This window comes from Nonomuraea rhizosphaerae, assembly GCF_019396405.1.
Lineage (GTDB): Bacteria > Actinomycetota > Actinomycetes > Streptosporangiales > Streptosporangiaceae > Nonomuraea > Nonomuraea rhizosphaerae.
In genome coordinates, this window is record NZ_JAHKRL010000098.1 from 1 (window position 1) to 18,989 (window position 18,989).

The window sequence follows — 18,989 nt, forward strand, 5'->3', positions numbered from 1 at the left end:
GACGTCGGCCCCGGCGCCGACCCCAGCGCCGGAGGGCGCGGAAGGGGCCGTGTCCTCCCCCAGGTCCTTCATCGGCCCGCCCCGCCGCCGACCGGCAAGCGGGTTATCCCCGCCGGCAGGTACGCCGCGTGCGCCGCGATCAGGTCGTCGCACACCGCCTCGATGGCCGCCAGCGGCAGGGTCGCCGAGGTGTTGGGGTCGAGCATGGCCGCCTGGTACACCGCCGATCGCCGCTCTTCCAGGGCCGCTGTCATGGTCAGCTCCACCACATTCAGGAACGTACGGTTGAGCGCCGCGAGCTGCACGGGCAGCGCGCCGACCGGCACCGGGTGGATGCCGTCGCCGTCCACCAGGGCCGGCACCTCCACGCCGGCGCCGGGCGGGAGGTTGTCGATCAGCCCGTCGTTGGGCAGGGTGAGCTGCACCTGACGGGGCGTGCCGGTGAGCATCGAGTGGATCACCTCGGAGGCCATCTCGAAGTGCTTCCAGCGGGCCAGCACCGGCTCCCCGGCGGCGAGGGCGCCGCGCAGCCTCTCGTAGGCGTCGAGCTTGCGGGCCCGGCGGCGCAGGCCCTCGTTGAGCGGCGGGTCGAGGCGGAGCACCTCCTTCTCGTGCGGCAGGAACCAGGGCACGTACTCGGCGGCGTGCTCGCTGGACTCGGTCGGGAAGTAGCCGAAGCGCCGGTAGATCTCGGCGCGGGCGTGGCCGCTCAGCTCCGGGTCGTCAGCCATCACGAGGTCGAGGTCGCCGTACAGGGACCGGCCGAGGCTCTCGAACCGGAGCACGAACGCCTGGTGGTTGAGTCCGGCGGTGAGGAAGTCGATGTCGCCCAGCTCGCGGCCGATCAGGTCGGCGAGCAGCGCGTGGGTGTCGCGGACCGAGTGGCACAGCCCGGCCACCCGGCGCAGCGGCGTGCCCGCGAGCACGGCGCCGCACAGGGTGGCCATCGGGTCGGTGTAGTTGAGCAGCCAGGCCTGCGGGCACAGCCGCACCATGTCGCGGGCCAGGCCGAGCAGCACCGGGACGGCCCGCAGCCCGCGGAAGATGCCGCCCAGGCCGAGGGTGTCGCCGACGGTCTGGCGCACCCCGTAGCGGCAGGGGATCTCGAAGTCCGACAGCGCCGCGTCGTAGCCGCCCACGTCGAGCTGGCAGATCACGAAGTCGGCGCCGGCCAGCGCCGCCTCGCGGTCGGTGGCGGCCTCGATCACCGCGCCCGCGCCCGTCTCGGCGTCCAGGCGGCGCGCGAGCGTCTCGGCGGTGGCCAGGCGGCCGGGGTCGATGTCGTGCAGCGCCACCCGCAGGCCGCCGGCCAGCTCGGGGCTGGACAACAGGTCGGAGAGGATCTTGCGGGTCAGCTCGACGTTGCCCGCCCCGACGAAGGTGACCTTTGCCATCCGAAATGCCATCCGAAACCTCCTGAAAGCAGGAGCCTACCGCTTGGAAAGCTTCACTTCACCAGCAGCCGGTCCGCGATCCGGCCCGCCGGTCTGACGTACGGGCCGAAGTCGACCTCACGGTCGTCCAGCATGAAGCGGTGCCGGTCCAGCCGCCGGATCTCCGGCCGCCCGGTCAGGAACTCGACCAGCGCCTGCCGCTCGGACTCGTCGAGCCACGCGATCGGGTCGGACACCGCGCGGAAGCCGCAGATCGCCGCCAGGTCGGTGAGCAGCCGGCGGCACTCCTCGTCGAGCAGGTTGTACCGGGTGCGGAAGAACACCGGGTCGGAGTCCACCTCCAGCAGCGGGCGCAGCCACAGCCGGTGCAGCGAGGCGATCACCGCGTTGCGCGCCCCGGCGCCCGAGTAGTCGTCGGAACGTTCGCTGTTGTCCCAGTACGGGGCCACGTCCGGGCTGGCCCGCAGCCCGTCCAGCACCCCGATCGACGGGACGATCGGCGCCCCGCTGCCGAGCAGGTACGTGTCGTCCCCGGCGACCTCGCGGATCAGCAGCATCGCCTCGCGGTAGACCTGCTCGCGCGGCACGTCCTGGTGCCGCGCCCCCGACAGGGCGCCCGCGTACGCGAAGTCCAGCTTGAGGTAGCGGAACCCCCAGTCGCGCACCCGCGCGAACGTCTCGGCCAGGTGGTCGCGGGTCTCCGGCAGCGTGGTGTCCAGGGCGAAGTAGGAGCCGCCCCAGTTGTACCCGGCCGGTTTGGGGTCGCCCGCTGCGTCGCGCAGGAACAGGTGCGGCCGGGTGCGGAAGATCTCCGAATGGGCGGGGGCGATGAACGGTGCCAGCCACAGGCCCGGCACGAACCCGTTGCCGCTGATCCGCGCCGCCATGTCGGCCATGCCGGAGGGGAAGTCGGCGCCGGCCTCCCAGTCGCCGACCCCGGCCTGCCAGCCGTCGTCGAGCTGCACCACGTCGAACGGGTAGCCGCGCAGGTCGTCCAGCACCTTGTGGACGAGCGGCTCGGTGATGTCCTCGAAGAAGGAGTACCAGCTGCACCAGACGTTGCCGGCCCGCGCGGTGCGGCGGCCCAGGCGCTCGCCGAGCAGGGCGGCGTACCGGGCGAAGACCTCCTCCTCGGGGCCGTAGCCGAGGAACCAGTCCGCGGCCGGGTGCTCCAGGTGGCCGGCCAGCAGCCGGTGGTCGGCCTCGACGCGGGGCACGTCCAGCCCCAGGCCGCCGAGCAGCAGCACGTCGCCGTCGCCGGCGTCGAGCGCGCCGACGGCGCTGCCCGCGTGCCGGTACGGGCTGTCGTTGTCGATGTCGTCGGCGGTCAGCAGGCGCTCCATGTTGGGGATGCGCAGCGGCGGCCCGCCGAGCGGCCACCACGCGGTCGGGCTGTAGGAGTTCCAGCCGTGCCGGTAGAAGTCCGTCGCGCCGAAGGGGTGCAGGATGCGGACGTCGCCGGCCGGGACGATCAGCCCTCCCTCCACCGCGCGCGGCTCGCCGGGGAGCACGGCGGGCAGGTGGTGGCCCCCGAGCCGCAGGATCGTCTCCATCTATCTCCTTCTCAGCGGGCCGGGCCGGCACGGTCGCGCCGGCCCGGGACGATTTACTTGAGGATGTCGGCGATGCGGGTGTCGAGCTGCCGCAGCGCGTCGGCGGGGGCGACCTTCAGCTCCTGGATCTGGTCGATCACCGCCTGCGCCTCGGTGTTGATCTCGTTGGCGCTGCCGGTGATCGGGTAGTACGACAGGCTCGCCGGGTCGGCGGCGATGTCGGTGAAGGCGGACACGTCCACGCCCTTGGCCTTGTGCGACTCGGCGGCGGCGGTGGCCGCGGCGCTGATCGCGGGGAACACCACGGCCCGCTTGGCCACCAGGTCCTGGCAGGCGGGGGAGCCGAGGAACTTCACCCACTGCCAGGCCTGGTCCGGGTGCTTGGTGGCGGCGGTGATGGACGGGGCCAGGCCGTTGATGATGCTCTTGCGGCCCTGCGGGCCCTTGGGCAGCGGCGCGAACGCGAACTTCTGCTCGGTGCTGCCCGCCCACGTGCCGATCCGCCAGGACCCGTCGGGCACCAGGGCCGCCTTGCCGGTCTGCATCATCGGCTCCAGACCGAGCCGCCCGGCCTCCTGGCGCGGCATCACGTAGCCGGCCTTCATCTGGTCCTGCCACCAGGTGAGCGTCTGGGCCAGGCGCGGGTCGTCCAGCTTGTAGTCGGTGCCGAACGGGTTCTTGTCCAGGTACTGGAAGCCGGTGGACAGCGCCATCCAGGACCACTGGGTCTGGCCGACCACGCCGCCGCCCTGCTCCAGGCCCCAGCCGTAGGTGGCGACCTTGCTCTTGTCGAACCCGGCCTCGTCGCCGCGCTTTCCGTTGGAGTCGACGGTGAGCTTCTTGATCAGCTCGCCGAAGGTGCCGCCGTCGGTGGGGTTCCAGGTGAGGTCCTTGAGGCCGGCCGGGTCCACCTTGGCGTCCTTGACGCTCTTGACGTTGTAGACCAGCGCGATGGTGTCCCAGTCCTGGGGCAGGCCGTACCGCTTGCCGTCCTTGACCCACAGCGAGGCCAGGTCGCCGGTGTACTGCTTCAGGTCGACCTTGTCGCGGTCCACGTACGGCTGGATGTCCAGGAGCTGGTTGTTGGCGGCCAGCTCGGGATAGTAGGCGACGTGGTTGGTGATCACGTCGGGGGCGGTGCCGGAGACCAGCGCGGTGGTGAGCCCGTTCCAGTAGTCCTCCCAGCCCTGCTGGTTGATCTTGACCTGGACGCCGGACGCGGCCGTGAACGCGGTGGCGCACTCCTGGTAGGCCGGGAGCTGGTTGGGGTCCCAGAGGCTGTAGGTGAGGGTGACCTTCTCCGCCGCCTTCGGGGTCTCGCCGGAGCCGCCGCCGCAGGCGGTGGCCGAGACCGCGAGGGCGAGCAGGGCGATCGACTTTCTGATCATGGTTCTGCCTTTGCGGGGGTGGGGGGCGTTACTTGATTCCGGTGAACCCGATGGAGTTCACGAGCTTGCGTCCGAACACGATGAGCAGCAGGAGCACCGGCAGGACCTGGAGGGTGGCCGCGGCCATCAGCCCGGCCCAGTCCGGTGAGGAGGTCGGTGAGGACTGGGCGAAGACGCCCAGCGCCACGTTCAGGAGCCGCACCCCGTCGTCCTTGCCGGTCAGCTGCGGCCACAGGTACTCGTTCCAGGCGAACACCGCCGTGATCACCGCGAGCGTGCTCAGCGGGACGGTGCTCATCGGCAGGATGATCCGCCAGAACACGGTGATCTTCCCGGCGCCGTCGATGGTGGCGGCGTCCTCGATCTCGGGCGGGATGCCGAGGAAGAACTGCCGCAGGAAGAAGATCGCGAACGGGGTCATCAGCAGGTACGGCGCCAGCAGGCCCGGGAACGTGTCGAGCCAGCCGAGGTCGCGTACCAGGGCGAAGTTGGGCAGAACCGTGAAGATCGGCGGCACCATCAGCCCGGCCAGGAACACCGTGAACAGGGCGTCGCGGCCGCGGAAGCGCAGCCGCGCGAACGCGTACGCCGCCGTCGCGCTGAACCCGACCTGCCCGGCCACCAGCGCCGCGGTGAAGATCACCGAGTTGCGCAGGTAGAGCCAGAAGTCCACCTGGGCGCCGCTGCCGCCGGCCGCGATGGCCTCCTCGGCGCTCGCGTGGCCGAGCACCCGGGAGAAGTTGATCAGCGTCGGGTCGGCCGGCACCAGCGAGAAGTCGCCGTTGAAGATCGCCCGGTTGGAGGTGAACGCGGTGCGCAGCATCCACACGAACGGGTAGAGCGTGACCAGCAGCAGGACCGCCAGCGCCACCCAGGCGAGGATCCGGCCCGGCCCGATCCGGCGGCGGCGCGGGCCGATCCGGCGCGGGGCCGCGGTGAGGGAGGGGAGTGCCATTCGTGCCGCCTTACCGGAGGTCCGAGGTGGAGGCGCGCAGCATGCGCATCTGGGTGGCGGTCAGCGCGATCAGGATGGCGAACAGCGTCGCCGCCATGGCCGCGGCGTAGCCCATGTGGAACTCGTTGAACGCCTTCTGGTAGATGTAGTAATAGATCACCCGTGTGGCGTCGGCCGGGCCGCCCTTGGTGGTCACCGCGACGGTGTCGAAGATCTGGAACGAGCCGATCACCGACACCACCAGCACCAGCACCGTGACCGGCCGCAGCAGCGGCAGCGTGACCCGGCGGAACATCGTCCACTCGCCGGCGCCGTCCACCGCCGCCGCCTCGTACAGGTTGCGCGGGATCATCTGCATGCCGGCGAAGAACAGCAGCGCCGTGTAGCCCATGTTGCGCCAGGTGTTGACCAGCGCGATGGTGGCGATGGCCTGGTCGGAGTCGCCGTAGAAGGCCTGCGCCTCAAGGCCGAGCAGCTCCAGGACGTGGTTCACGAAGCCGACGTTGTGGTCCAGCATGAACAGCGTCACGATCGCGACCGTGACGTTGGGCACCAGCCACGGCACCACGATCGCCGCGCGGACCAGCACCGACCGGGTGAGCCGGTCCATCAGCACCGCGATGGCGAGCGCGAGGACGGTCTGCGAGCCGATGTTGATCACCACGTACTCGGCGGTGATCCGCAGCGCGTTCCAGAACTTGCCGTCGGCCAGCATGTCGCGGTAGTTGTCCAGCCCGACGAAGCGCGGCTCGGACAGCAGGTTCCAGTCGGTGAGGCTGATCCAGAAGCCGCGCAGCGTCGGCGCCAGGTAGAACACCGCGAACCCGGCGAGCGACGGCAGCAGGAACAGCCAGGCCACCCGGGCATCGGAGGACGGCCGCCGGCGGCGGGTGCCGTGCTGGCCGGTGGCGCGCGCGGGGCCGGCCCGGCCGACGGTCAGCGTCACGAGCCCACCGTCTCGATCCGCAGGCCGCGCTCGCGCAGCGCGGCGAGCATCCGCGGGTCGGCGGACGGGCCGGTGATCAGCAGGTCCACCGCGCTGATCGGGGCGACGGCCGCCAGGTGGATCTGGCCGATCTTGGAGCCGTCGGCCACCACGACGCGCTGGGCCGTGGTGGCCCGCAGCATGCGCTGTTTCATCTCCGCCTCGGGAAGGTTGATGTTGGTGATGCCCGCCTCCGGGTGCACCCCGTTGCAGCCGAGGAAGACCGTGCAGGTGTTGATCCGGTCGAACATGTGGTGCGCCAGCGGGTCGACCAGCGAGTGCTGGAGGCGCCGCAGCGTGCCGCCGGTGAGCACCACGGTGAGGGGCGGGATCGCGCCCTCCAGCTCCAGCGCGATGTTGAGCCCGTTGGTGAAGACCACGACCTCGCTCAGGTCGGTGCGGGCGGCCAGGGCGCGGGCGATGAACGTGGTGGTCGTGCCCACGTCCAGGGCGATGCTCTGGCCGTCGCCGACCAGGGCGGCGGCGGCCGCGCCGATCAGCGTCTTCTCGATCGCGGACGCGCTGAGCGCCTCCTCGAACGACGGCTCCTCGCGCAGCCGGTTGCCGACCGCGACCGCGCCGCCGCGTACCCGGCGGAGCAGGTTGCGCTCCTCCAGGGCGTCGAGGTCGGCGCGGGCGGTCACACCGGAGATGCCGAACGCCGTGCTGAGGTCGGCGACCCGGACGAACTCCCGCTCCAGCACCAGGGCCAGGATCCGCTCCCGGCGGACCTCGGCGGGGAGGGGCTCGATCTCGTTCGGCATGTCGGCAATCTTCGAAAGGTTTCGTTTACTTGTCAATAGGTAAGGATGGAGTTGTGGTTACGAAAAGCGGATCTCGTCGATGGTGAGGGTGGAGCTGCCGCCGTACCAGAAGCCCATGGCGAGCTGGCCGGGGCTGCTCCGGTTGATGCCGTTGGCGGCCATGGGGATGCGGATCTCCTGGTAGGAGGTGGTGATCTGGGGATGGCCGCCGCCGTCGAGCGTGTACTCGCCGAACAGCTTGGTGACGCCGCCCAGGGTGAGGTTGAAGTGGCTCTGCTCGCCGCCCGCCGCGCCCTTGACGCGGACCACCAGGTGCGTCCTGGCGGACAGGTCCGTTCCGACGTCGCTGCCGAACCAGCCGCAGTTGTTGTAACGCAACTGCAGCGCGCCGGAGGACAGGACGCCGGAGCCGCCGCCGTCCAGGAAGCAGTTGCCGCCGGTCCACCTGCCCAGGTCGTTCTGGGCCGCCGACGGGTAGGCGGGCGAGCCGTCGAAGTCGTCCAGCAGCAGGCCCGGCGAAGGCGTGGGGGTCGGGGTCGGCGTGGGGGTGGGAGTCGGTGTGGGCGTCGGGGTCGGGGTGGGTTCCTCGGTCGGGCAGTTCGGCGCGCACGCGCCCACGACGAACTGGGCGGCCAGCACGTTGTAGCCCTTGGCCGCGTTCCAGGTGCCGGTGTTGGCCAGCCGTACGGAGTACTCCGGCCGGGAGCGCAGGCTCGCAGCCTGGTCGGGCAGCCACAGGGCCAGGGTGTAGGTGCCGGGCACGACGCCGGACGGCACGGTGACGGTCTGCGTGGGCACGGTGCGCGCGCCGGGGAGCCAGGCGCGCACGTCCACGCCCGGCAGCGGCAGGTCGTAGCGGCGCGTGCCGTCGTCCAGGACCAGGAACGCCGGGCGCTGCTTGACCGGCCCCGCCCAGCCGTCGTTGCTCAGGCTCGCGCCGAAGGTGAGCCGGCCGCCGGGCAGCGCAGAGTCGGACAGGCTCGCGTTCACCAGCCGCAGCCGGTAGCCGAGCTTGCGCTCGATCCGGGTGAACGCGGTCTCGGCCGGGTCATTGCCGGCGGCGGCGAGCTGGGTGGCCTTCCACTTGTTCGTGTTGACCGGGGCGTAGTCCTCGTTGATCTCGGTGAAGTTCAGCTTGGACATCTCCGCCTGCACGTTGACGCCCGCGGCGTCGTTGTAGCCGTCGGAGTTGCAGGTCTCACCGCCCATGATCGTGTTGTGGCCGGTGGAGGTGACCCGGTCGTACATCCACTGCTTCTTCTGCTCGATGGAGAACCAGCCCATCCACGAGTTGTTGTCGTAGGTCCCCATGTCGTTGTAGTCGGCCAGGAAACAGTCGTCGTGGAAGCCGATCCGGTCCTTCTGCGCCTGCGTGAGCGTGCAGCCGCCCGGTATCACGCACGAGGTCGGGTCCACGATCTCCTTGATGTGGATCGGGTAGCGCATGGCGAGCGGCACGGTGGCCGGGGTGCTCTCCAGGAGCTTCTTGATCACGCGGTAGCGGGTCGCCGCCGTGTCCTGGTTGAACGGGTCGGTGTAGGTCCCCGTGTGCCACTCGCCCCACGCGCCGAGGTAGCCGGCCTCCAGGTGCATGACGACGTCGGCGTTGGCGCTCAGCACCGCGCCGATCTGCTCCACGTGCCGCAGGATCTTGGCCTCGGTGGCGTCCGACCAGCCGTCCCACACGTACGTCGGCCGGAAGACGATCTTCATGCCGGCGGCGCGGATCGCGGCCAGCCCGGAGTCCAGGTTGGTCAGCAGCGCCTGCGGCAGGTTGTCGTCGTTCTTGAAGTGGTCCAGGTGCAGGTAGCTGTGGATGAGGGTGTTGCCGTTGGCCCTGGCCCGGGCGAACGTGCGGTCCAGCAGGTCGGGGTTGAAGCCGGGCACGCTCGCGCCGCTGTCGGCCCAGTCGTTCACGGCCGGATCGTTGATGATCTCGTAGCGGCTGTGGAAGCCGCGCTCGGGGTTGGTGATGACGGTGGCGAGGTCGGCCTGGTAGGTACGGGTCTGCGCGTCGGCCGTCCCGGCCGGCAGCGTCACGACGAGGCCGGCGATCAGGGCCGGCGCCAGGACGGCGGCCAGCCGCCATCGAAGTGCTGACGACATGCGGTTCTCCCTGGTGCCGAGCCGGTCCGGGAGCCGGGCCCCCGGACCGGGGACGGCCTACTCGAAGCGGATCTCGTCGATGGTGACGCTGGAGTTGCCGCCGTACCAGAAGCCCATGGCGAGCTGGCTGGGACTGTTGCGGTTGATGCCGTTGGCGGCCATCGGGATGCGGATGTTCTGGAACGAGGTGGTGATGGCGGGGTGGCCGCCGCCGTCGAGCGTGTACTCGCCGAACAGCTTGGTGACGCCGCCGAGGCTCAGGTTGAAGTGGCTCTGCTCGCCGCCCGCCGCGCCCTTGACCCGGACGACCAGGTGGGTCTTGCCGGTCAGGTCCACGCCCACGTCGCTGCCGAACCAGCCGCAGTTGTTGTAGCGCAACTGCAGCGCGCCGGAGACCAGGACGCCGGAGCCGCCGCCGTCCAGGAAGCAGTTGCCGCCGGTCCACTTGCCCAGGTCGTTCAGGAACGCCGACGGGTAGGCGGGCGAGCCGTCGAAGTTGTCCAGCACCAGCCCGGTCACCGGGGGCGACGGGTCGGTGGTGACCGTCACGGCGTTGCTGGCCGCCGACCGGTTGCCGGCCGCGTCCCGCGCCTTGACCGTGTAGACGTACGCGGTGGACGGGGTGAGACCGCTGTCGGTGAACGAGGTGCCGGACGGGGAGCCGACCAGCGTGCCGCCGCGGAACACCTCGTACCCGGTGACCCCGACGTTGTCACTGGCCCCGCCCCAGGACAGCGACACGCTCGTGTCCGTCCTCCCGCCGCTGGACAGGGTGGGCGCGGTCGGCGCCGAGCAGTCGCCGGCGCAGCCGGAGGTGGTCGCCGGCACGCTCGCCGACAGGCCGGAGGCGTTGCCCGCGTTGTCCACCGCGCGCACCGCGTACTGGTAGGTCTGCCCGGCCGTGCGCCCGGTGTCGGTGTACGTGGTGCCGGTCACCGGCGCCGAGGTGACCTTCGTGCCGTCCCGGTAGACGTCGTAGCCGCGCAGCCCGCTGCCGCCCGTGTCGGTCGCCGCCGACCAGGACAGCGAGACGCTGGTGTCGGTGACGCCGGTCACCGCCAGGCCGCCGGGCGTGCTCGGCGCGGTGCAGTCGCCGGTGCAGGTGCCCGAGGTGGACAGCGCGCCCAGGTTCACCCAGCCGTCGGTGCTCTGCTCGGCGTTGGCGAACGACAGCGGGTACGGCGGCCGGTGCTGGTCGATCACCCAGTCGGACAGCCGGGACGCCGCCGGGCGGGAGCGCAGCACGTCCGGCGTGACCGCCTCCAGCGGGTTGCGGACCTTGAGCACCAGGCTGTAGTTGCCCGCCGGGACGCCCGCCGTGCTGAGGTCGGCGGAGAAGTTCACCGGCCGCCCGAAGTCGATCCTGGCCGGGTTGCCGGGGACGTTCCAGTCCGGGAACGTACGGACCTGCAGCGGCTGCACCTTACGCAGGTCCCAGTCGGTGTCCCAGGTCTTCACCACCGCGCCCGAGCCGTTCTTCAGCCCGATGACGACCTTCCACGGGTAGTAGAAGGGGGCCACGCCGTCGTTCTGCATGGTCACCCCCACCCGGAACGGGCCGGAGGCGGAGGCGTTGAAGTTGGCCTGCGGGATGTGCAGGTTGTAGCCCATCTTGCGGACCCCGGCGGCGACCTTCGGATCGGTCGCGCTGTAGCCGCCCGCGCCGGTCTGGTTGATCATCCAGGTGATGTGGGTCAGCTCGGTGGCCGCCAGCACGTCGTCGACCTGGCCGCCGCCGCCCGGGTAGTTGGCGTACAGGCTGCCTTGGATCTCCGGCCGCGCCTCGCCGCCGATCGACTGGGTGGTCCACCGGTTCTCCAGGTTCCGGTTCAGCAGGAGCTGGGTGAACGCGTCGTCCCAGCCGCCCATCGACACCGGCAGCGTCATGCTCTTGAGCTGGCCGCCGCGCCACTCCTTGTACGGCCAGGAGTCGTCGTGGAAGCCCATGCCCGGCGTGTCCGCCCCCGCCAGCGGGTAGCGCACCTCCAGCTGGATGTTGTCGAAGGCCGCGTCGTAGGCGTGGATGAGCGTGGTGATCGTGGCGTCGGTCGGCATCAGGTCCGGGTAGCCGTCCGCGGTGTCGCGGTCGTACGGCCAGGTGTGCCACTCGCCCCACAGCCCGACCAGGCCCAGCGACATGAACCCCACCCGCGGGTCGGCGGTGCCGCCGGGACCGGCGTGGTCGTAGCGGCCGGCGAAGGCGTTGATGAAGCTGGTGAAGGCGTTGATCACGTCGGGGTCGTCGTAGTCGGGGCTGACCGTGCCCCACTGACCGTTGTTGCGCAGCGCCATCTTGCCGTTGAGGCAGGGCGGGATGCCGTTGCCCGGGTGCGTGCCCGACCCGCCGGGATACTCCACGTAGAAGCGGAAGGCGAGCTGACGGCCCCACACGGCGGCCTCGTCCAGGGCCTTGTCGAACACGCTCCAGTCGAAGACCGAGCAGCTCGACGGGTCCTTCATCACCTCGTTCAGCGCGAAGTAGGTCCACATCACGCCGCCGGGGTACTTGCCGTTGTAGTTGTCGCCCGGGAACAGGTAGGGGGCGAAGCCCTTGAGCGGCTGGCCCACCAGGGCGTCGGCGTAGGCGTAGGTGTGGGTGGTCAGGCCGGGGTCCGGTCCCGGCCCGGCGGGCGGACGGGACGGCGGGCCCGCCGCGGCCGTCGCCGTGCTGGTCAGCGTGGTCGTCACGGCCAGCAGGACGGCGGCCATCGTGAGCAGGAACGTGGAGAGTCTGCGTCTCATGTATCCCCTCCGGGGAAAGGGCGGCACAGGCGTGGGGGGTGCCCTTGACGGGCCTCCGCCCGGCGATCCACATGAGACCACGATGCTTGCCGTATCGCAAGAAGTTGACTTGCGATAGAGAAAATTACGTATTGCGTTTGCTTACGTTCCTCTGTTTGGATGCGCTCAACAGGCGTCATCCACCCGCCACCCGCCCCCTTTTTTCCAGGAGCGCTCGAATGACCCGAGCCGTCCGGGCCGTGCTCGTCCTGGCACTCGCCCTCGCCGCGATGTCCGCCCCTGTGTCCGCTCCCGCGTCCGCCGCCCCTTCCCTCACCTGGACGCCGCTGACCTACCGGCAGGCGCCCGCCGACAACCCGCTCAAGGGCTTCATGCCGTACACCGGCAGCTACCAGACCTTCCCGCACAGCATGGAGTGGTTCTACCTGCCGCTGCGCGACCTCATGACCGGCCCGGCCACCTTCGACTGGACCCCGCTGGAACGTCAGCTCAACACGATTGCCCGGCGCGGCCACCACGCCGCCTTCCGCGTCTACCTCGACTATCCCGCCAAGCCCACCGGCATCCCGCAGTTCCTGCTTGACCAGGGCCTGACCACCCACTCCTACCCCGACCACGGCAACAACGGCCTCAGCGTCTCACCCGACTACGAGGACCCGCGCCTGGTCGCCGCCCTCGACCGGTTCATCGCCGCGCTCGGCCGCCGCTACGACGGCGACCCGCGCATCGGCTTCGTCCAGGCCGGCCTGATCGGCTTCTGGGGCGAATGGCACACCTGGCCGTACGACGGCGGCACCCGCCCGGAGAACTGGATGGCCTCCGAGGCGACCCAGGCGGCGGTCCTGAACCGCTTCGACAAGGCGTTCAACCGCACCCGGCTGCTGGTCCGCTACCCGTCGGCGCTCAACAAGGACCTGCGCATGGGCTACCACGACGACTCGATGGCCTTCGAGACGCTCCCGCCCACCTCATGGCACTTCGTCCAGCGCCTGATCGACAACGGCGTCACCGAGAAGTGGCGGAACGAGCCCATCGGCGGCGAGCTGCGGCCCGAGGTCCAGTCGTGCGTCTTCGACGCTCCCGTGAGCTGCTCCCAGTACGAGGACTACACCGAGTCGGTGACCCTGTCGCACGCGTCGTTCCTGCTCAACCAGGCCCCCTTCGAGGGCGACGGCTTCACCGGCGACGAATGGTTCCGCGCCGTGGCCGGCGCCCGCTCCCTCGGCTACGAGCTGACCGTCACCGAAGCCGCCCTGCCCGCGGCCCCGGTCCGCGGCCACGCGACGGTCGGGGTGCGCGTCGCCAACCGTGGCCTGGCGCCGTTCTACTACGACTGGGACGTCGAACTGGCCGCCATCGACGCCGCCGGCCGCGTCGCCAAGCGGTGGACGCTCCCCTGGAAGATCACCGGCATCCAGCCGGGCGCCGTCCCCGCCCAGCTGACCGCCCAGGTTTCGGTCGGCGGGCTCGGCAAGGGGGAGTACGACCTCGCGGTGCGGGTGGCGAACCCGCTGCCGGGTGGGAACGACCTGCGGTTCGCCAATGTGACGCAGGACGTGCAGTCCGGGCTGCTCACGCTGGGACGGCTCACGGTCGCCTGACCCGCCACGCCTCCGCCTCTTGACTGTCGCTCCTGGAGGTCGATGGTCGATAGGCGGAGACGTGCGTCGATCAATGTGACCGGACTTCCCAGGCCGGCCGTTGGAGCTGATCGTTGTACACGATGACGTCGGCGTGGTCGGTCGGTCGGGCCGTGGCGAAGTAGAGCCGCTGGGCGGGGATGTAGCGGTCGCGCCAGGACCGTTCGATGCCGGCGGTGTCAGCGGGGGATCCGGCCAGCGCCGCGCCTCGGTCCTGGGCGCGATCGATCGTCTGCTCGAAGGGGACGGACACGAAGATCCGCAGGTCCCACCGATCGACGAGTTCTGGGCGCAGGAGGAAGACGCCGTCGAAGAGCAGTACGGCGTCTGCGGGGGCGGTCATGGCCGGCGGGGATGACGGGGTGTCGGTGTCTCTGTCGTAGACCGCCTGTTGGAACCTTCGGTCTCCGCCTGGGCCCAGCGGATCGAGCAGGACCCGGCACAGCCCGGCGTGGTCGTGGGCGTCGAAGTAGCAGCCTTCGGCCGAGTACTGGCCGCGTCGGTAGCGCTGAGCGCGGGGGAAGAGGAAGTCGTCGATGGTCGCGCGGATGACGTCGCGGCCCCGTGCGCGCAGGGCGACGGCGAGTTCGTCGGCCAGCGTGGTCTTGCCGGCGGCGGGCGGGCCGTCGATGGCGACCCGTAGTGGGTGCGCGGCCGCGACGGACCTGATCGCCTCGGCCAGCCGGCTGATGAGCTCGCCGCGGGTGCCTTGCTCCATTGGTGCCCCTTTCACGGTGTCTCCTGCTTAGCACCGCACGCCAGGTTGAGCACCGCGCGCCAGGCTGAGGACGCCTGTGATCGCCCTGGTGACAGGAGTCGGGCTTGCTCCGGTCAAGGGGGCCGCTTGCGTTCGGGGGGCATCCGAGCGGCAGCGAGGACCTTGTTTTGTGGAAATAGTGGGAACCGGCCTTCGCCGTGCGGCCAACAACAGGGTGACCGCATGAGAGAGGACCGGCACTGTGGTGGGTGTTCAGGACATACCCGAGACGCTGGACGACTCAGCGCTGATCGCGCAGTCGATGGCCGATCCGGAGTGTTTCGCGGCCCTGTTCGACCGGCACGCCGACGAGATCCACCGGTACGCCGCCAGGCGCCTCGGGCAGGAGCCGGCCGAGGACGTGACGGGTGAGGTGTTCCTGGTCGCCTTCCGTTCCAGGGCGCGTTACGACCGTTCGTGGCCGGACGCCAGGCCGTGGCTGTACGGCATCGCCACCAAGCTCGTCGCCCAGCATCGCCGGGCGGAGCGGCGGCGGATCAACGCGATGGCGAAGGTGAGCGTGGAGCGGCCGGGGACGTTCGACGAGCGCAGCGCCGACCGCGTCACCGCCGAACAGCTCCAGCCGAGGCTCGCCAGGGCGCTGACCAGGCTGAGCGCGGCGGAGCGCGATCTGCTGCTGCTGGTGGCGTGGGCGGACCTGACGTACGAGGACGCGGCCGTCGCCCTGGGGGTGCCGGTGGGCACGGTCAGGTCCCGGCTGCACCGGCTGCGTGTCAAGTTACGCAGGGCTCTCGGCGGCATCGATCCCTTCGCAGAGGAGCCCCAGCATGGATGACGAGATCCGCACGTTCGCCGACGGGGCGCCGGACGTCCCGCCGTACTGGCCGGAGGCCCGCGCGAAGGCGCGTGAGCGGTTGCTGCGGGAGGCCCGTGAGGGGCGTGGGTTCCGGTTTCCCCGGCTGGGCTGGCAGGCCGTGGCCGCGTTCGGGGTGACGGTCGCTCTTGTCGGGGGCGTGGCCGTGGTCCTGTCGGGGCAGCCGGGCGGCCCGGGGCCGGGGGTGGGGACGTCGGTGGCGCTGACCACGGGTGAGCTGGACCCCAGGCCGGGGCAGTTCATCGTGGTCGAGTCCGACACCATGTACACCTCGGAGTCGGTCGACGGGAGCGGGCACTCCCGCTGGCTCTACCGTACGCACAGGAAGATCTGGCGGTCGGCGGACGCGAGCGCGAACGGCCTGCTGCTGATCGAGGGCAGGGAGCCGAAGCCGTACCCGGGCGAGGCGCTGCCGGAGCAGGCCCGGGACTGGCGCGGCTCCGACTGGATGCAGCTCGCCTCGTGCCCCGGCCGGTTGGCGGCGTGGCGTACCGACTACGCGTACCTGAGCGTGCTGCCCACCGACCCGGTGATCCTGAGGAAGCGCCTGTACGAGCGGGCGTCCGGCGGCAAGCCGGGCGCGGACGCCGACAAGCAGGCGTTCGTCGCGGCGGGGGACCTGCTGCGGGAGACGTACATGCCCAAGGAGCAGCGTGACGCGCTGTTCATGGCGATCGGAGGGATCCCAGGGGTGAAGGCGGCCCAAAATGTCGAGGACTCGGCCGGCCGCAAGGGCGTGGCGCTGGGACGCGACTCCGACAACGGGACGCTGGAACAGCTGATCTTCGATCCGGAGAGCCACCTGCTGCTCGGCGAGCGTGTGACGGTCATCGCCCAGAAGGACGGCCGGCCGCCCGTGGGCAGTGTGCTCGCGCTGACGGCCCAGCTCAACGTGTCGGTGGTGGACAAGCTGCCGGACGCGCCGAACGTGGCGGCGGACGGTAGCTGCTCGGTGGAGCAGGCGTCCGCGTCGCCGCAGCCCACCACCGTTCCGACCCCAGGGCCGACGGACCCGCAGCCGGCGCCGACCGAGGCGGTGCTCACGGAGGAGCCGGCCACGGACGAGCCGGCCGCCGAGCCCGCTCCGACGGAACCGAACATCACCGAGGCCCCGGCGCCGGTCGACGACGCGCCGGAGCCTGCCCCCATGGAGGACTCCCCGGCGGGAAGCTGACCCGCCCGACCGGCGGACGGCCCGCGCCGGCGAACGGCGCGGGCCGTGCGGACGCGTCCGCCTAGCGGAACGAGGCGATCGCGTCCGCGAGCTGCTCAACGGCCCACAGCAGGTCCTCCTCGGAGATCACGATCGGCGGCGCCAGCCGGATCGTCGACCCGTGCGTGTCCTTGGCCAGCACGCCGCGCGCCAGCAGCGCCTTGGACACCTCGCGCCCGGTGGCCAGCGACGGGTCGATGTCCACGCCCGCCCACAGCCCGCGCCCGCGTACGGTGACCACGCCGTCGCCGATCATCCCGCGCAGCCGGGCGTGCAGGAGGTCGCCCAGCTCGGCGGCCCTGGCCTGGAACTCGCCGGTGTTCAGGATCTCGATGACCGCGTTGCCGACGGCGCACGCCAGCGGGTTGCCGCCGAAGGTGGAGCCGTGCTGGCCGGGCTTGATCACGCCGAGCACGTCCTGGTCGGCGGCGATGGCGGAGACCGGGACGACGCCGCCGCCGAGGGCCTTGCCCAGGACGTAGACGTCGGGCACGACGTTCTCGTGGTCGCAGGCGAAGGTCCGGCCGGTGCGGCCGAGCCCGGACTGGATCTCGTCGGCGATCATCAGCACGCCCTCGGCCGTGCACAGCTCGCGCACCTGGGTGAGGTAGCCGTCCGGCGGCACCAGCACCCCGGCCTCGCCCTGGATGGGCTCCAGCAGCACGGCGACGGTGTTCTCGTCGAGCGCCTCGCGGATCGCCTCGACCGAGCCGTACTTCACGACGCGGAAGCCCGGCGTGTACGGGCCGAAGTCGTCGCGGGCGTCGGGGTCGGTGGAGAAGCTGACGATCGTGGTGGTGCGGCCGTGGAAGTTGTCCTCCATCACGATGATGTTGGCCTGCTCCGGCTGCACGCCCTTGACCTGGTAGCCCCACTTGCGGGCGACCTTGATCGCGGTCTCGACGGCCTCGGCGCCGGTGTTCATCGGCAGGATCATGTCCTTGCCGGTCAGGTCGCCCAACCCGGCGCAGAACCTGGCGAACTGGTCGTGGTAGAACGCCCGGCTGGTCAGCGTCAGGTTCTTGAGCTGCTCCTGCGCGGCCTCGATGATCTTCGGGTTGCCGTGGCCGAAGTTGAGCGAGGAGTAGCCGGACAGGAAGTCCAGGTACCGCTTGCCCTCGACGTCGGTGACCCACGCGCCCCGCGCCTCGTGGATCACCACGGGCAGCGGGTGGTAGTTGTGCGCGCTACGGCGCTCGCTGACCTCGATCAGCTCGGCGGTGGTGCTCATTTCGTGTTCTCCCCCCTGATCTCCAGTGTGCAGCACTTGGGGCCGCCACCTGCCTTGCGCAACTCCGACAGCTCGACGGGGATCGGCTCGTAGCCGCGCCGCTTGAGCTCCAGCTGGAGGTCACCCGCCTCGGAGTTGATCACTACGTGGGTGCCGTCGCTGACGGCGTTGAGCCCGAGCACCTCGGCGTCGGCGTCGTTCGCGAGCACCGCGTCGGGGAACATCCGGGCCAGCACCTCGCGGCTGCCCCGCGAGAAGGCGCCGGGGTAGTAGGCGACGTTGCGGCCGTCGAGCGGGAACAGCGCCGTGTCGAGGTGGTAGTAGCGCGGGTCGGTCAGCGTCAGCGAGACCACCGGCCGCCCGGTGAACTCCTGCGCCTCCTGGTGGGCGGCCAGGTCCGTACGGAAGCCCGTACCGGCCAGGATGACCTCGTCGAGCGCCAGGAAGTCGCCCTCACCCTCGTTGACGTGCGCCGGCTCCTTGACCGGGTAGCCGCGCTCGGCGAACCAGCGCAGGTAGGCGGGCCCCTCGGCGGCCCGCTCGGCGAAGGCGAACCGCGCCCCGTAGACGCGCCCACCGGCCACCAGCGCGCCGTTGGCGGCGAAGACCATGTCGGGCAGCCCCTCGATCGGGTCGATCAGGCTGACGCGGTGACCGAGATCCTCGTACGCCGTCTTCAGCCCTTCCCACTGACGGATCGCGAGATCACGGTCCGTGTCCGCCTCGGGATGCATCCACGGGTTGATGGCGTACTCGACCGTGAAGTGTTCCGGGCGGCACATGAGGAAGTGCTTGGGCATGCAAGGCTCCGTCATCGTCGATGTCGGGGGGACGTGCACAGCCTAGAAATCAGCCTTTATGCAGGCCAAGTGGTTACATTGCGTGTTCGCGCGGGTCTGTTGCGAGTCTCAGCCACCGGCCGGGGATTCGTTGCGCGGGTCCGGTACGGCGCCGGGCAGCTCGTCGATGAGCCGGGAGAGCACGATCGAACTCTTGGTCCGCACCACGAACGCCTCGGCGGCCAGCCGCTCGATCACCCGCTCCACGTGACGCACGTCCGTGGCCCTGATGTGCAGCAACGCATCGGCCTCGCCGGTGATCGTGGCCGCCGCCACCACCTCGGGGAAGCGGGACACGGCCAGCGCGATGTCGGACGGCTTGGTCTTGCCCTGGCAGAACAGCTCGACGTACGCCTCGGTGGTCCAGCCGAGCGCCCGCGGCGCCACCCTGGCGCTGAACCCGGTGATCGCCCCCACCTCGCGCAACCGATCGACGCGACGCTTCACCGCGGACGCGCTCAGCCCGACCCGATGCCCGATCTCGGCGTAGGTCGCGCGGGCGTCGTCCACCAGCGCGGTGATGATGTGACGATCCAGCCGGTCCAGTTCCACGCGCTCTGTATACCGCCTGGCCAGGCTGGCGCGCG

15 protein-coding genes are annotated in these 18,989 nt (G+C 70.8%); 3 read left to right on the forward strand and 12 right to left on the reverse strand.

Translation table 11 applies throughout. The features are described 5' to 3' along the window. Positions 1 to 68 precede the first annotated feature (68 nt). The 8 genes from KME77_RS04710 to KME77_RS04745 are packed head-to-tail and all read right to left on the reverse strand — an operon-like array spanning position 69 to position 11,887. Positions 69 to 1,394, reverse strand: coding sequence for a family 4 glycosyl hydrolase (locus KME77_RS04710; protein ID WP_219462313.1), 1,326 nt, complete (start codon positions 1,392 to 1,394; stop codon positions 69 to 71). Positions 1,395 to 1,447: 53 nt separating this feature from the next. Next, positions 1,448 to 2,947: a glycoside hydrolase family 36 protein gene (locus KME77_RS04715; protein WP_219462315.1), complete on the reverse strand. Its 1,500-nt coding sequence runs from the start codon at positions 2,945 to 2,947 to the stop codon at positions 1,448 to 1,450. Positions 2,948 to 3,000: 53 nt separating this feature from the next. Then, complete coding sequence (locus KME77_RS04720; protein ID WP_219462316.1) at positions 3,001 to 4,335, reverse strand: ABC transporter substrate-binding protein; 1,335 nt, start codon at positions 4,333 to 4,335, stop codon at positions 3,001 to 3,003. A gap of 28 nt (positions 4,336 to 4,363) precedes the next feature. Next, entirely contained in the window at positions 4,364 to 5,290 is a 927-nt protein-coding gene (locus KME77_RS04725) for a carbohydrate ABC transporter permease (protein WP_219462318.1), read from the reverse strand. Positions 5,291 to 5,300: 10 nt separating this feature from the next. Then, the gene (locus KME77_RS04730; protein ID WP_219462321.1) at positions 5,301 to 6,236 is read right to left on the reverse strand and encodes a carbohydrate ABC transporter permease; all 936 of its coding nucleotides are present in this window, start codon (positions 6,234 to 6,236) and stop codon (positions 5,301 to 5,303) included. Next, positions 6,233 to 7,039, reverse strand: coding sequence for a DeoR/GlpR family DNA-binding transcription regulator (locus tag KME77_RS04735; RefSeq protein WP_219462323.1), 807 nt, complete (start codon positions 7,037 to 7,039; stop codon positions 6,233 to 6,235). The genes KME77_RS04730 and KME77_RS04735 overlap by 4 nt, the downstream gene beginning before the upstream one ends. 57 nt (positions 7,040 to 7,096) lie before the next feature. Continuing rightward, a complete protein-coding gene (locus KME77_RS04740) occupies positions 7,097 to 9,145 on the reverse strand; it encodes a DUF4832 domain-containing protein (RefSeq protein WP_219462325.1) in 2,049 nt (682 codons plus the stop codon). Between the two features lie 57 nt (positions 9,146 to 9,202). Then, positions 9,203 to 11,887, reverse strand: a complete 2,685-nt coding sequence (locus KME77_RS04745; protein ID WP_219462327.1) for a fibronectin type III domain-containing protein — start codon at positions 11,885 to 11,887, stop codon at positions 9,203 to 9,205. A 218-nt stretch (positions 11,888 to 12,105) separates the two neighbouring features. Here KME77_RS04745 and KME77_RS04750 point away from each other — a divergent pair, with 218 nt between their 5' ends. After that, on the forward strand, positions 12,106 to 13,488 hold the full coding sequence (locus KME77_RS04750) for a DUF4832 domain-containing protein (RefSeq protein ID WP_219462329.1): 1,383 nt from the start codon (positions 12,106 to 12,108) through the stop codon (positions 13,486 to 13,488). Between the two features lie 70 nt (positions 13,489 to 13,558). Here the strand turns inward: KME77_RS04750 and KME77_RS04755 are convergent, their stop codons facing one another. Next, complete coding sequence (locus tag KME77_RS04755; RefSeq protein WP_219462330.1) at positions 13,559 to 14,245, reverse strand: cytidylate kinase family protein; 687 nt, start codon at positions 14,243 to 14,245, stop codon at positions 13,559 to 13,561. A 241-nt stretch (positions 14,246 to 14,486) separates the two neighbouring features. Between KME77_RS04755 and KME77_RS04760 the strand changes: the two genes are divergently transcribed. After that, complete coding sequence (locus tag KME77_RS04760) at positions 14,487 to 15,080, forward strand: RNA polymerase sigma factor (RefSeq protein ID WP_308250553.1); 594 nt, start codon at positions 14,487 to 14,489, stop codon at positions 15,078 to 15,080. Then, positions 15,073 to 16,293 carry a CU044_5270 family protein gene (locus tag KME77_RS04765; RefSeq protein WP_219462332.1) on the forward strand — a complete coding sequence of 407 codons (1,221 nt, stop codon included), beginning with the start codon at positions 15,073 to 15,075 and terminating at the stop codon, positions 16,291 to 16,293. Before KME77_RS04760 ends, KME77_RS04765 begins: the two co-directional genes overlap by 8 nt. Before the next feature lie 61 nt (positions 16,294 to 16,354). Here the strand turns inward: KME77_RS04765 and rocD are convergent, their stop codons facing one another. The 3 genes from rocD to KME77_RS04780 all read right to left on the reverse strand — a co-directional run bounded on the left by rocD (position 16,355) and on the right by KME77_RS04780 (position 18,954). Then, the gene (gene rocD / locus KME77_RS04770) at positions 16,355 to 17,563 is read right to left on the reverse strand and encodes an ornithine--oxo-acid transaminase (protein WP_219462334.1); all 1,209 of its coding nucleotides are present in this window, start codon (positions 17,561 to 17,563) and stop codon (positions 16,355 to 16,357) included. Beyond that, positions 17,560 to 18,363, reverse strand: a complete 804-nt coding sequence (gene ddaH, locus KME77_RS04775) for a dimethylargininase (RefSeq protein ID WP_219462336.1) — start codon at positions 18,361 to 18,363, stop codon at positions 17,560 to 17,562. Before ddaH ends, rocD begins: the two co-directional genes overlap by 4 nt. Before the next feature lie 108 nt (positions 18,364 to 18,471). After that, complete coding sequence (locus tag KME77_RS04780; RefSeq protein ID WP_219462338.1) at positions 18,472 to 18,954, reverse strand: Lrp/AsnC family transcriptional regulator; 483 nt, start codon at positions 18,952 to 18,954, stop codon at positions 18,472 to 18,474. Positions 18,955 to 18,989 lie beyond the last annotated feature (35 nt).